The 12,831-nt window shown below is 60.8% G+C and carries 16 protein-coding genes; 8 read left to right on the top strand and 8 right to left on the bottom strand.

What is annotated here, in order from left to right; all coding sequences use genetic code 11:
* Positions 1-140 precede the first annotated feature (140 nt).
* On the top strand, positions 141-2,990 hold the full coding sequence (locus tag QWI18_RS03935) for a class I adenylate cyclase (RefSeq protein WP_369318252.1): 2,850 nt from the start codon (positions 141-143) through the stop codon (positions 2,988-2,990).
* Positions 2,991-3,015: 25 nt separating this feature from the next.
* On the opposite strand, the gene QWI18_RS03930 is transcribed toward QWI18_RS03935, so the two are convergent.
* Positions 3,016-3,243: a DUF1289 domain-containing protein gene (locus QWI18_RS03930; protein ID WP_296309251.1), complete on the bottom strand. Its 228-nt coding sequence runs from the start codon at positions 3,241-3,243 to the stop codon at positions 3,016-3,018.
* 2 nt (positions 3,244-3,245) lie between these two features.
* The gene (gene cyaY, locus QWI18_RS03925; RefSeq protein WP_065987497.1) at positions 3,246-3,602 is read right to left on the bottom strand and encodes an iron donor protein CyaY; all 357 of its coding nucleotides are present in this window, start codon (positions 3,600-3,602) and stop codon (positions 3,246-3,248) included.
* 288 nt (positions 3,603-3,890) lie between these two features.
* On the opposite strand from cyaY, the gene QWI18_RS03920 reads away from it, so the two are divergent.
* The 6 genes from QWI18_RS03920 to QWI18_RS03895 are packed head-to-tail and all read left to right on the top strand — an operon-like array spanning position 3,891 to position 8,488.
* On the top strand, positions 3,891-4,052 hold the full coding sequence (locus tag QWI18_RS03920; protein ID WP_083233039.1) for a lipoprotein: 162 nt from the start codon (positions 3,891-3,893) through the stop codon (positions 4,050-4,052).
* Positions 4,053-4,061: 9 nt separating this feature from the next.
* Entirely contained in the window at positions 4,062-5,309 is a 1,248-nt protein-coding gene (gene lysA / locus QWI18_RS03915) for a diaminopimelate decarboxylase (protein WP_369318251.1), read from the top strand.
* Positions 5,310-5,313: 4 nt separating this feature from the next.
* Complete coding sequence (gene dapF / locus QWI18_RS03910) at positions 5,314-6,144, top strand: diaminopimelate epimerase (protein ID WP_192130682.1); 831 nt, start codon at positions 5,314-5,316, stop codon at positions 6,142-6,144.
* Positions 6,145-6,157: 13 nt separating this feature from the next.
* Positions 6,158-6,895, top strand: coding sequence for a DUF484 family protein (locus QWI18_RS03905; RefSeq protein ID WP_192130681.1), 738 nt, complete (start codon positions 6,158-6,160; stop codon positions 6,893-6,895).
* A 2-nt stretch (positions 6,896-6,897) separates the two neighbouring features.
* Positions 6,898-7,803, top strand: coding sequence for a tyrosine recombinase XerC (xerC, locus tag QWI18_RS03900; RefSeq protein ID WP_369318250.1), 906 nt, complete (start codon positions 6,898-6,900; stop codon positions 7,801-7,803).
* Positions 7,793-8,488, top strand: a complete 696-nt coding sequence (locus QWI18_RS03895; RefSeq protein WP_192130680.1) for an HAD family hydrolase — start codon at positions 7,793-7,795, stop codon at positions 8,486-8,488. The genes xerC and QWI18_RS03895 overlap by 11 nt, the downstream gene beginning before the upstream one ends.
* Before the next feature lie 110 nt (positions 8,489-8,598).
* On the opposite strand, the gene QWI18_RS03890 is transcribed toward QWI18_RS03895, so the two are convergent.
* The 4 genes from QWI18_RS03890 to glnK form a co-directional block, all read right to left on the bottom strand.
* Complete coding sequence (locus QWI18_RS03890; protein WP_065987503.1) at positions 8,599-8,928, bottom strand: hypothetical protein; 330 nt, start codon at positions 8,926-8,928, stop codon at positions 8,599-8,601.
* A 93-nt stretch (positions 8,929-9,021) separates the two neighbouring features.
* Positions 9,022-9,453 (bottom strand): secondary thiamine-phosphate synthase enzyme YjbQ, encoded by a 432-nt coding sequence (locus QWI18_RS03885; RefSeq protein WP_369318249.1) that lies wholly within the window; start codon positions 9,451-9,453, stop codon positions 9,022-9,024.
* A gap of 249 nt (positions 9,454-9,702) precedes the next feature.
* The gene (locus QWI18_RS03880) at positions 9,703-11,040 is read right to left on the bottom strand and encodes an ammonium transporter (protein WP_065987505.1); all 1,338 of its coding nucleotides are present in this window, start codon (positions 11,038-11,040) and stop codon (positions 9,703-9,705) included.
* Positions 11,041-11,074: 34 nt separating this feature from the next.
* Positions 11,075-11,413, bottom strand: coding sequence for a P-II family nitrogen regulator (gene glnK / locus QWI18_RS03875; RefSeq protein WP_002555808.1), 339 nt, complete (start codon positions 11,411-11,413; stop codon positions 11,075-11,077).
* A 415-nt stretch (positions 11,414-11,828) separates the two neighbouring features.
* On the opposite strand from glnK, the gene QWI18_RS03870 reads away from it, so the two are divergent.
* Positions 11,829-12,113 carry an accessory factor UbiK family protein gene (locus QWI18_RS03870; RefSeq protein ID WP_192130678.1) on the top strand — a complete coding sequence of 95 codons (285 nt, stop codon included), beginning with the start codon at positions 11,829-11,831 and terminating at the stop codon, positions 12,111-12,113.
* Between the two features lie 20 nt (positions 12,114-12,133).
* Here the strand turns inward: QWI18_RS03870 and QWI18_RS03865 are convergent, their stop codons facing one another.
* Entirely contained in the window at positions 12,134-12,439 is a 306-nt protein-coding gene (locus QWI18_RS03865) for a HigA family addiction module antitoxin (protein ID WP_192130677.1), read from the bottom strand.
* Between the two features lie 7 nt (positions 12,440-12,446).
* Complete coding sequence (locus tag QWI18_RS03860) at positions 12,447-12,725, bottom strand: type II toxin-antitoxin system RelE/ParE family toxin (protein ID WP_192130676.1); 279 nt, start codon at positions 12,723-12,725, stop codon at positions 12,447-12,449.
* Between the last annotated feature and the right edge of the window lie 106 nt (positions 12,726-12,831).

The following is a 12,831-nucleotide window of genomic DNA, read 5'->3' as shown; positions in this document are numbered from 1 at the left end:
CCATTTCAACGATGCTGCGCCGATAAAATAATGGCGCCATAAAAAAGACGCTCAGTCGAGCCGCGCAGGCCCGACGCCGCTGTCTTGATTATCGCTACACCTTCACTTCATGCAGTGCCGCCCGCCGGCTTCGAGTCGCGATGACGCGTAGTTCCGAAATTCGCCCGGATCTGGATGAGGGCATTGATCGCAAGGTCCTCGCTCAGTTACGCAGCCGCTTCCTGGCCCTGAGCGAGAGTCGACTGGCGCGCGCCTACGAAGGCCTGTCGACGCGCCAGCAAAGCGTGCTTTCGCTGCTGCCGCTGTTTTTCCACGTCAATCATCCTCTGTTGCCAGGCTATGTGTCGGGCTCGACCCCCGCCGGCGTTTCCCATTACGAGCCCGACGCACAGGCCCTCGCTGAAGCGCAACGGCTGACGCGGTCGTTCTCCTACAAACCACGCCGGGTGAATCCACCGCAGCCGATTCACGGCATCTTCCTGATGGGTAGCCTTGGCACCCTCGCCCAGGCCGACCAGAGCGACATGGACGTGTGGATCTGCCACGACCCGCTGCTGTCGGCAGACGACATGCAGGAACTTCGCAAGAAGTGCCAGTCCTTGGAAAGCTGGGCGGCGAGCATGGGTGCCGAGGCGCATTTCTTTCTCGTCGATCCGGAGCGTTTTGTCGTCGGCGAGCGCGACGCACAGCTGAGTGGAGAAGACTGCGGCACGACGCAGCATTACTTGCTGCTCGACGAGTTTTATCGCACCGCCATCTGGATGGCCGGGCGCACCCCGATGTGGTGGCTGGTGCCGGTCTATGAGGAAACACGCTACGCCGAATACACCCATACCCTGCTGTCGAAACGCTTTATTCGCGCTGACGAGGTGTTGGACCTCGGTAATATGTCGCGCATCCCGCCGGGCGAATTCATCGGCGCAGGGCTGTGGCAGTTGTTCAAAGGCATCGAATCACCCTACAAATCCGTGCTCAAGCTGCTGCTCACCGAGGTTTACGCCAGCGAACACCCGCAGGTGCAGTGCCTGAGCATGCGCTTCAAAAAAGCCGTGTTTGCCAACTGCGCCGACCTCGACGAGCTGGACCCCTACGTGATGGTGTACCGGCGCATTGAGGAATACCTGCTCGCGAGGGGCGAACCCGAGCGGCTGGAGCTGGTACGCCGCAGTTTGTACCTGAAGGTGAACAAGAAACTCATCGGGTCCACTCGCCACCGCAGCAACAGTTGGCAGCGCCTGCTGCTGGAGCGGCTGGTCAGTGAGTGGCATTGGGACGAGCGCCAGTTGGCGCTGCTCGACAGCCGCAGTCAGTGGAAAGTGCGTCAGGTCGCCAGCGAGCGCCGCGCACTGGTCGGCGAGCTCAACTTCAGTTACCGCTTCCTGACCCAGTTCGCGCGCGCGCAAAAGGCCGTCAATTCGATCAACAAGCGCGACTTGAATGTGCTCGGGCGACGCCTGTACGCAGCCTTTGAACGCAAAGCCGGCAAAGTGGAATTTCTCAATCCGGGCATTGCGCCGGATCTGGCGGAAGACACCTTGACGCTGGCGCAGCTGCCGAACAAGCGCGAGCCCGGCAGGCACCAGTGGTGTCTCTATAACGGCAGTCTGAGTGCCCACGAGCTGGAGACGTTTGCGCCGATCAAGCGCAGTCGCGAGTTGCTGGAATTGCTCACGTGGTGCCACCGCAACAACGTCATCGACAGCAGCACGCGCCTGGCGCTGCACCCCGGGATCAGCGATCTGACCGAGTTCGAGCTGTTCAATCTGCAAGGCGCGCTACAGCAGAGCATCGCGCCGCCGCCGGGCATGGTCGAGGAAGAGGTGCTGCTGAGCCCAAGCGTGCCCCGTGAGATTTTGCTGTTGATCAACGTGGGCGTCGATCCGCTCAGGCACCACAAGGACCTGAACATCCTGATGACCACCGAGCGAACGGACTCGCTGAGCTATGCCGGTGTGCGCGAAAATCTGGTGCTGACGTTTGACCAGATCACGCTCAACAGCTGGAACGAGGTGCTGGTCAACCGCTTCGACGGCCCCTATGCGCTGCTGGACTGCCTGACAGAATTGTTCAACGGCCTGCCGGAAAAGTCCGCCAGGCCTGTCATTCGCGTGCGCTGCTTTTGCCACAACCGCGCGCAGGCCATCGCCCAGCGCGTGGAGGAGCTCATCGGCACCGCGCAACTGCTGCTGGACCGGCGCCTGAATCACCGCTATCTCATCCAGGTCGAGCAGCGGTATCACGTCCTGGAAATGATCCCCGGCCGAGTCAGTCATGTCACGCTGGAACACCTGCCGGCGCTGTTCAGTTATCTGGGGGAAGAGCTTTCCGCCTACAGCCCGATTCATCTGGATCCCCAGGCACTGGACGACTCGGACCTGTCGCTGTTCATCCCGTACGGCCAGCCTGAGTGCATTCAGGTGTTCTACCGGATCAACGAGCCGAATGCCGACCTGTACGTGCTCGATGAGCGCAATGCATTCTGGCATCAGCAGGTGCCTTATCACACTGAGTCCAGCCTGCTGGTGCCGCTGCAGCGCTTTTTTCAATCGCTGGTGTACCGGCGCGTGGCGTTGCTGCCACTGGACAACCCCCTGGAGTCAACGCCGCTGGAGGCTTTGTATTACCGCCTAACCCCCGATGGATCAGGCCGAGCCCGCCGCGTTGAGCATCGCCCGACGCCAACGATGCTCAGCGACCCATCGTTTTTTGATGTGCAGGCGATCATCGAGGAGGCATCCCCCGGTCAGGTCAGCGTCACGCTGTATTGCGACGGGACGGAGTTCTCCGAGCTGGAGCATGGGGACCAGTTGTTCAGCGTCGTGGCGCGGCGGATTCTCGAGCAGCGCCGCGAGCCGCAACGTTACCGCTGCTACATCACCGACCTGGACCTGTCCGGGATACTGAGAGACACGCGCGGGCAGACCATCCTGTTCCTGCGCTACAAGGCCGAACTGGAACGGTCACTGAATGCCGCGCTGGATGAGCTGTGATGGCTGCTGGCGCGCTACAGAGGGCTCAGCGTGCGACGCAATGGGTACTCCGCCGCTGATCTGCCTGCCGCACGATCTCGCGCCGGCGCTCGTCGGTCGCCGCCCGCCACTCGCGAATGTCTTCGACGTGGCGCTGACACCCCGTGCAGACTTTGTCTTCGTCGAGCCGGCAGATGCTGATGCACGGCGACGGCACAGCCGGGCTGACGTTGCTGAACAGCGGTTTTGGCGGTTTGACCGGCGTTGCGTTAATGGTCACTGGCGGTTGCCATCGTTGCCGTCGAGGGCGTCGAAGTCGATCTCTTCGCCGGCCTGCTGCTTCGCCAGTCGATAGAGCATCTCGCTCAACAGCTCTTCGCTCTTGTCGCAGATCCAGTGCTTCGCTTCTTCGTCGTAGTCAAAGTGAAAACCACCCGACGCCGCCGCCAGCCACAGCTGACGCAACGGCTCCTGACGGCTGAAAATGAACTGCGAGCCGTTTTCGAACTTAACGGTCAGCACACCGGCGGAACTCTCAAGGTCAAGATCCAGACCGCTCTCGTCGAAAATGTCCTGGAGCTTTTCTTGGGTGGCATCGACCAGGTCGTGAAAACGGGCTTCGGTCAAACTCATTGCATGAACCTCAAAAGTGTCAGCGGATGGCGCAGCGACGCACGATACGGTCGCTCCCCGGCAAATGCAAAGCCTACCCGCCCAAGTGCCATTGCGGGAGCCGCTTTGGCCGGCAAGGCACCGAACGGGTCGCTTTACCGCAGGCTGCGTCAGAAATCCGTGCGCGCTGCGCAGATTAATTGCGCAGCGGCGTCAAACCCCCGCCGGACGGGAACTCCAGCGCATAGGCAATCTGTCGGGTGGTCGGTATACTCGGGCGCAATTAATGCTTATACAAAGGATTTCGCCATGAAGCGCCTGATTTCCTCCCTGGCCGCACTGCTTGCAGTTGCGTGTCTGGTCTCTGCCTGCGGCCAGAAAGGTCCACTGTATCTGCCCGACGACGACTCGTCCGACGGCACCAGCCAGACCAAGTCGCACTCGCACAAGCATCAGACTTCGACCTACTAGGAATCAGTCATGGACGCCTTCAACTACCGCGACGGTGAGCTGTTCGCGGAGGGAGTGGCGTTGTCTGCCATCGCCGAACGCTTCGGCACGCCGACATACGTCTATTCCCGCGCGCACATCGAGGCGCAGTACCGCGCCTACGCTGATGCCCTGAGCGGCATGCCGCATCTGGTCTGCTTTGCGGTCAAAGCGAACTCCAACCTGGGCGTTCTCAACGTCCTGGCACGCTTGGGCGCCGGTTTCGACATCGTTTCCCGTGGAGAACTGGAACGTGTACTGGCGGCAGGCGGTCAGGCCGACAAGATTGTCTTCTCTGGCGTCGGCAAGACCCGTGATGACATGCGCCGAGCGCTGGAAGTCGGCGTGCACTGCTTCAACGTCGAATCCACCGACGAGCTCGAACGCCTGCAAGTCGTCGCCGCCGAAATGGGCGTGCGCGCTCCGGTTTCGTTGCGCGTCAACCCGGACGTCGACGCCGGCACCCACCCCTACATCTCCACCGGCCTCAAGGAAAACAAGTTCGGCATCGCCATCGCGGACGCTGAAGACGTTTACATCCGCGCCGCGCAGCTGCCGAATCTCGACGTTATCGGCGTTGACTGCCACATTGGCTCACAGCTGACCACGCTCTCGCCTTTCGTTGATGCCCTGGATCGCTTGCTCGACCTGGTCGACCGGCTGGGCGATTGCGGCATTCTGCTGAAGCATATCGACCTGGGCGGCGGCCTGGGTGTGCGTTATCGCGACGAAGAGCCGCCCCTTGCGAGCGATTACATCAAGGCCGTGCGTGAACGCCTCAATGGCCGCGATCTGGCGCTGATGTTCGAGCCCGGGCGCTTCATCGTCGCCAATGCCGGCGTGCTGGTGACCCGCGTCGAGTACCTCAAGCACACCGAGCACAAAGACTTCGCCATCGTCGACGCCGCCATGAACGACCTGATCCGTCCGGCGCTGTACCAGGCGTGGATGGACGTAACGGCGGTCAAGCCCCGTGACGGCGCCAAACGCACCTACGACATCGTCGGCCCTATCTGTGAAACCGGGGATTTCCTTGCCAAGGAGCGCGAACTCGCACTGGCTGAAGGCGATCTGCTGGCGGTGCACTCTGCCGGCGCCTATGGCTTCGTGATGAGCTCCAACTACAACACCCGCGGGCGTACGGCCGAGGTGCTTGTGGATGGCGAGCAAGCCTTCGAAGTGCGTCGCCGTGAAACCGTGACTGAGCTGTTTGCCGGCGAAAGCCTGCTGCCGGAGTAATCCCATGCTGCTGCGTTTTACCAAGATGCATGGCCTGGGCAATGATTTCATGGTGCTGGACCTTGTAAGCCAACACGCGCACATTTTGCCCAAGCACGCCAAGCAATGGGGCGATCGCCACACCGGTATCGGTTTCGATCAGCTGCTGCTGGTCGAGGCACCGAACAATCCGGACGTGGACTTCCGCTACCGGATTTTCAATTCCGACGGCTCCGAAGTGGAGCAATGCGGCAACGGTGCGCGCTGCTTCGCCCGGTTCGTGCTGGACAAGCGGCTGACGGCCAAAAAGCAGATCCGCGTCGAAACCAAGAGCGGCATCATCGAGCTGGACATCCGCAACGACGGCCAGATCAGCGTGGATATGGGCGCGCCGCGTCTGGTGCCGGCGGATATCCCGTTCGATGCGCCGGAGCAGGCCGCCTCTTATTCGCTTGATGTCGATAGCGAGACCGTCGAGCTGGCCGCCGTGTCCATGGGCAACCCCCACGCTGTGCTACGCGTCTATGACATCAACAACGCGCCCGTGCATGTGCTGGGTCCGAAGATCGAGAACCATCCGCGCTTTCCGGCCCGGGTGAACGTGGGCTTTCTCCACGTCGTCGACCGTCAGCGCGCGCAACTGCGGGTGTGGGAGCGAGGCGCCGGGGAAACCCAGGCCTGCGGCACCGGGGCCTGCGCGGCAGCGGTCGCAGCCATTACTCAGGGCTGGATGGATTCGCCGATGCTGATCGACCTGCCGGGCGGACGCCTGTCCATCGAGTGGGCAGGCCCCGGCCATCCGGTGATGATGACTGGCCCGGCTGTCCGGGTTTACGAAGGCCAAGTACGTCTATGAGTGAGAGTATCCAATGACCGACCAGCCTCAGACTTCAAACGACACGCCCGGCCAGCCCCCTGCCGAGAACGCGGTGCCCGCCCTTGAAGCCGAGGCGGTCGCGGCCTGGCTGCAACAGCACCCTGATTTCTTCGCCGAGCACGACGAGCTGCTGGCGATGATGCGCGTTCCGCATCAACGGGGCGATACCGTCTCGCTGGTCGAACGCCAGCTCAAACTGCTGCGCGAGCGCAACATCGAGATGCGTCACCGGCTTTCGCAACTGATGGACGTGGCCCGGGACAACGACCGGCTGTTTGAAAAAACCCGCCGGCTGATTCTCGATCTGATGGATGCCACCAGTCTGGAAGAGATCGTCATTTGCGTGGAAGACAGCCTGCGCCAAGAGTTTCAGGTGCCCTTCGTCAGCCTTATCCTGTTCAGCGACAACCCGATGACCGTCGGCCGCTGGGTCAGCGCCGCCGACGCGCAGAAAGCCATCGGTGGGCTGATGTCCGGCGGCAAGACCCTGTGTGGCGCGCTGCGTGAGCATGAACTCGAGTTTCTGTTCGGCAGCGAGCAAAGCAAGGAAGTGGGCTCAACCGCCCTGGCCGCCCTCAACCACCAGGGCCTGCACGGCGTTCTGGCCATCGGCAGCCGTGATCCGCAGCATTACAAAAGCTCGGTCGGCACGCTGTTTCTCGGTTACATCGCCGACGTGCTCAGCCGCCTGCTGCCACGCTTCACCAATTCGCTGCGGTCGGTTCGCTAGTCATGGAGCGGCAACTGGACGCTTACTGCACGCACCTGCGCAGTGAGCGCCAAGTGTCGAGCGATACGCTTGAAGCCTATCGCCGCGACCTGAACAAGGTCCTGGCGTTCTGCGAAAAGCAGCACATCGACAGCTGGAAAGCCCTGGATATTCAGGCCATGCGCGGCCTTGTCGCTCGCCTTCACCAGCAGGGTCAGTCCTCGCGCAGCCTGGCCAGATTGCTGTCAGCCGTTCGCGGCTTTTATCACTTTCTCAACCGCGAAGGCCTTTGCGATCACGATCCGGCCAATGGCCTGTCACCGCCCAAGGGCGAGCGGCGCTTGCCGAAAACCCTCGACGCCGACCGCGCCCTGCAACTGCTTGAAGGCGGGGTCGAAGACGATTTTCTGGCCCGGCGTGATCAGGCCATCCTTGAGCTGTTCTATTCGTCAGGCCTGCGCCTGTCCGAGTTGACCGGGCTGAACTGTGCAGACCTGGATCTGGCGGACGGTCTTGTGCAGGTCCTCGGCAAAGGCAGCAAAACCCGGGTTTTGCCAGTCGGCAGAAAAGCCCGGGAAGCGCTGGAGGAGTGGCTCAAGCAGCGTGCGCTCGCCAATCCGCAGGACGATGCGGTGTTCGTCAGCCAACAAGGCCGCCGTCTGGGGCCGCGTTCGATCCAACTGCGGGTCAAGGCGGCTGGCGAGCGCGAGCTGGGCCAGAACCTGCACCCGCACATGCTTCGCCATTCATTCGCCAGTCACTTGCTGGAGTCGTCCCAGGACCTGCGCGCCGTGCAGGAACTGCTGGGCCACGCCGACATCGCCACCACTCAGATCTACACCCATCTGGATTTCCAGCATCTGGCCACGGTGTACGACAGCGCCCATCCACGGGCCAAGCGCAAAGGTAACGCCGACAATGAGCATTAAGCTGATCACCTTCGATCTGGACGACACGCTGTGGGAAACCGCACCGGCGATTGTCAGTGCCGAAGCCAAGCTGCGTGACTGGCTGGCTGCCAACGCGCCAAAACTCGGGCCGGTTCCGGTCGAGCATCTGTGGGAAATCCGCTCGCGACTCATCGAAGAGGATCCGACGTTCAAACACCGGATCAGTGCGTTACGCCGTACGGTGCTGTTTCACGCCCTTGAAGATGCCGGGTATGGCCATGCCGAAGCCCACGAGCTGGCGGACCAGAGCTTTGAAGTGTTCCTTCACGGGCGGCATCAGTTGGACATCTTCCCTGAAGTGGTGCCGACGCTGGAGATCCTGACCAAGTCTTACACGCTGGGTGTCGTGACCAACGGCAATGCCGACGTCCGCCGCCTCGGCCTGGCTGATTATTTCGCCTTCGCGCTGTGCGCCGAAGATCTGGGCATCGGCAAACCCGACCCTGCGCCTTTCGTTGAAGCGCTGAAACGCGGCAATGCCGAAGCCCGCCAGGCCGTGCACGTCGGCGATCATCCGGGCGACGACATCGCCGGTGCTCAGCAGGCCGGCATGCGGGCGATCTGGTACAACCCCGGCGGCAAAGTATGGGAAGCTGAAAAAGCGCCGGATGGCGAGATCAGTAGCCTGACGCAGTTGCCAGAGGTGCTGGCGCGCTGGGGTTGATTCGCGCTTCCAGCGCGTCAAACCGGCCCTTTGGCCTCAGCGGCCTGAATCGCAGGCAATAAAAAACCCGCAGCGACAGCGGGTTTTTCATCAAGCGCACAACCAGTCCCTTAAATAGGGCGGCTGCCGTACTTGTTGTCGGGCTTCTTGGGCGGATCGGCGACCACGTTGGCCTCCACTTCCACGACCTTGCCACCACGAGCCAGGAACTCCTCCATCGCGCGAGCCAGAGCATCACGCTCTTTGTTCTTGGCTTCCACGCTGGGCAGTTCGTCAACGGAGACGGCGGCCTTGGCCTTGCCTTTGGCCGGAGTCGCAGAGACTTCAGCGCTGTCGTCGACCTCCACTACATCTTCATCGGAAGCCGCTGCAAGCCCCTCACCGTCCTCCCCTTCTTCCAGCTCGTCTTCCAGACCTTCTTCGATGTCGTCGTCGCTCATGTTCTACCTCATGACTTGCGAAAGCAGATTAGTTATAGCCCAGCCGGGCTTGATTTCTTGGACAGCCGGAAAAAATTCAACTACCGCGTATTTTCAGCGGTCGTGCCCCTCACCCTGAAGCGTGACGAGGACTTTACGCGCACCGCCTGCATCACGGTGCTCGCCCAGATAAATACCTTGCCATGTGCCCAGCGCCAGCCGTCCATTTGTAACCGGTAAGGTCAGCTGGCAGCCAAGCAGACTGGCTTTGAAGTGCGCAGGCAGATCGTCGGGCCCTTCGTCGTCATGCTCGTAGCCGTCGCGCCCCTGAGGCACCAGACGGCTGAAAAAACGCTCGAAATCGCGACGTACCGCCGGATCTGCGTTCTCGTTGACGGTCAACGAGGCCAAGGTGTGTTGCAACCAGACATGCAGCAGGCCGATGCGGCATTCGCGTAACTCGCGAAGCCCCGCGACGATCTCGTCCGTCACCAGATGGAAACCACGAGGCCTTGCCCGCAGCGTGATCAAGGTCTGTTGCCACATACCGTTCTCCGCCCTTCGGCGCGCATTCTAACGCGCTGGAAAAAAAAACAAAGTGCGTAATGAGCGACGATTTTCACGAGCGCTGAACAAGGGCATTTATGCCCTCGGAAGCGTCCAGAAACGTCAGGATTGGCCGCACATTGCAGCGGATGTTCCTGGCTGGAAAGCCTGCTCCCTGTGCGGACATCCCTATCGACAAACGCCAGACAAAAAAATGCCCGGAGACCCGGGCATTTTTTCATGGGTGGATTACAAGTTGTAACCACGTTCGTTATGTTGCGCCAGATCCAGGCCGACCGCTTCTTCTTCTTCGGTGACACGCAGGCCCATGACCATGTCGAGCACCTTGAGGATGATGAAGGTCACGATCGCGGTATAGATGACCGTGAAGCCGACGCCTTTACACTGAATCCAGACTTGTGCCGCGATGTCGGTCACGGTGCCGAAGCCGCCCAGCGAAGGGGCTGCAAACACGCCGGTCAGGATCGCGCCGAGGATACCGCCGATACCGTGAACGCCGAAGGCATCCAGGGAGTCGTCGTAGCCCAGTTTGCGTTTCAGGCTGGTGGCGCAGAAGAAGCAGACCACGCCTGCCGCCAGACCGATGATCAGGCCGCCCATCGGGCCGACAGTGCCGGCAGCTGGGGTCACAGCAACCAGACCGGCAACCACACCCGAGGCGATGCCCAGAGCGCTTGGCTTACCGTGGGTCAGCCATTCGGCGAACATCCAGCCCAGCGCTGCAGCAGCGGTAGCGATCTGGGTGACCAGCATGGCCATACCGGCGGTGCCGTTTGCCGCAGCCGCGGAACCTGCGTTGAAGCCGAACCAGCCGACCCAGAGCATGGCCGCGCCTATCAGGGTGTAACCCAGATTGTGCGGAGCCATCGGGGTGGTCGGGAAACCTTTACGCTTGCCGAGCACCAGGCACGCTACCAGGCCAGCCACACCGGCGTTGATGTGAACGACGGTGCCGCCCGCGAAGTCGAGCACGCCCCAGTCCCACAACAGACCACCTACGCCGCTCCAGACCATGTGTGCAATCGGCGCATAAACCAGGGTGAACCAGATGGCCATGAAGATCAGCATCGCGGAGAACTTCATGCGTTCTGCGAAAGCGCCGACGATCAGGGCCGGGGTGATGATGGCGAAGGTCATCTGGAAGGTCACGAAGACGGCTTCCGGGAACAGTGCCGCAGGGCCTGTAATGCTCGCAGGTGTGATGCCTGCCAGGAACGCCTTCGACAGACCGCCGACGAAGGAGTTGAAGTTGACGACGTTGGCTTCCATCCCGGTGGTGTCGAACGCCATGCTGTAGCCGTAGACGACCCACAGGATGCTGATCAGGCCGGTAATGGCGAAGCACTGCATCATCACGGAAAGAATGTTTTTGGAGCGGACCATGCCGCCGTAGAACAGAGCCAGGCCCGGGATGGTCATGAACAGCACCAGCGCGGTGGAGGTCAGCATCCAGGCGGTGTCGCCGGAATTGAGTACGGGGGCTGCCACTTCGTCTGCCGCCATGGCCAAGCCAGGGGTTACGAGGGACAACAGGGCTCCTAGCCCTGCGAATTGACGCAGAGTCATATTGTTTTCTCCTGGGGCGTTGGGGTTTGGCGGCTTAGATTGCGTCGGTATCGGTTTCGCCGGTACGGATGCGGATGGCCTGTTCCAGATTGACCACGAAGATCTTTCCGTCACCGATCTTGCCGGTGTTGGCCGCTTTGGTTATCGCTTCGATAACGCGGTCCAGATCCTTGTCGTCGATCGCAACATCGATCTTCACCTTGGGGAGGAAGTCGACTACATACTCCGCACCGCGATACAGCTCGGTGTGGCCTTTCTGACGTCCGAAGCCTTTGACTTCAGTGACTGTGATGCCCTGCACGCCGATTTCGGACAGCGACTCGCGTACGTCGTCCAGCTTGAACGGCTTGATGATGGCAGTGACTAGCTTCATGAAACTTTCTCCCGAATTGGTGGACTTGCCCCAGGAAAACAAACCCGACTCAAGTCTAAGCGCAGTGTCTGGCTTTGTAACGCGTCGTGTCCGCAAGAGACCTGACCAGCTCCAGAAAACCGCTTCTGACGAAACATTCCCCGCTCCGCCTGCCGCACTGCATTCGTCACAGCGACTGCATCAGTGCATGGGTTACAAGCCACTAAGCAGAAAGCTTGCCATCTCATCGATCGTCTTGAATTTCGGCCCTTCCACCGTTAATTCAGGCTTTAGGGTAGTCGTCGATTGCCATCACCGCACAACAACGGTGCGCACGTGCCCGAGGCGATGCGCGAAAAGCGTGCAGCGCATCCTTTGCCTCAAGGGGCCAAAAGCTGCGTGCTACACTCGCGCCATCTGATTCTGGAATTTCATCATGCTCGCCCCCAAAGCTTTTCTCGACGCCCTGAGCGGCCACGCTTCCCGCCTGTTCAACGGCGAAACCCCGGTTCCACGCAGCGAATTCGAAACCCAGTTCAAGGCGCTGCTCCAGAGCGGCTTCAGCAAGCTGGACCTGGTCAGCCGGGAAGAATTCGACAGCCAGATGATCGTCCTCGCCCGCACCCGCGCCCGACTTGAGGCACTGGAAGCGAAGATGGCGGAGATGGAAGCGCAGCTGGCGACACAGCCGAAAGCATCAGAGGCTGAGCCGCAGGGTTGAGCTTCAGAACCTAAATGTGCTCAGGCGCAGTGCGCAATGCGCTGAACCTGGGCCTTGATAGCCTGCCCTCGCTCGATCTCTGCTTTGCGCAGGTCGTAGGTGAGCTGCAAGTTCAGCCAGAACTCCGGGGTGGTCTCAAAACACGCCGCCAGCCGTAGCGCCATGTCGGCGCTGACGCCCCTGCGCTGCAGGACGATATCGTTGACGGTGGGTGTCGAGACGCTCAGCGCCCGAGCCAGCGCTGCTGAGGCAAGGCCCAAGGGTTCGAGGAACTCTTCTTTGAGAACTTCACCGGGATGTACAGGTCGCATTCCGTTTTTGGTCATAGTTGCCTCAGTGGTAATCGACAATTTCAACATTCTCTGGACCATTAGCGCCCCAGACGAAGCAAATCCGCCACTGGCCGTTGATACGAATGCTGTGCTGCCCGCAGCGATTCCCGATGAGCGCTTCTAGGCGATTGCCCGGTGGAGATTTTAGGTCCACCAAGGAAGAAGCGGCATCCAGCATCGTCAGCTTGCGCTCTACGACCGAAAGAATTGACGACCACACTCGACTTTTGCCTTGTCGAAAAAGGGATTCAGTGTCCTTACATTTGAAGCTTGCAATCATCGCGAACGCTTAACGTTATTCGTTAAGGCGCGAGTCTAGATTCACATTGCCAATAAAGCAACACGCACTTCGACAGCACTGAGACGATTAAGACACAGCCCGTAAA

The sequence above is a fragment of the Pseudomonas sp. W2Oct36 genome (genome assembly GCF_041060465.1).
Lineage (GTDB): Bacteria > Pseudomonadota > Gammaproteobacteria > Pseudomonadales > Pseudomonadaceae > Aquipseudomonas > Aquipseudomonas graminis_B.
Note: the sequence above shows the minus strand (reverse complement) of the source record. Positions and strands in the feature narration are given on the sequence as shown.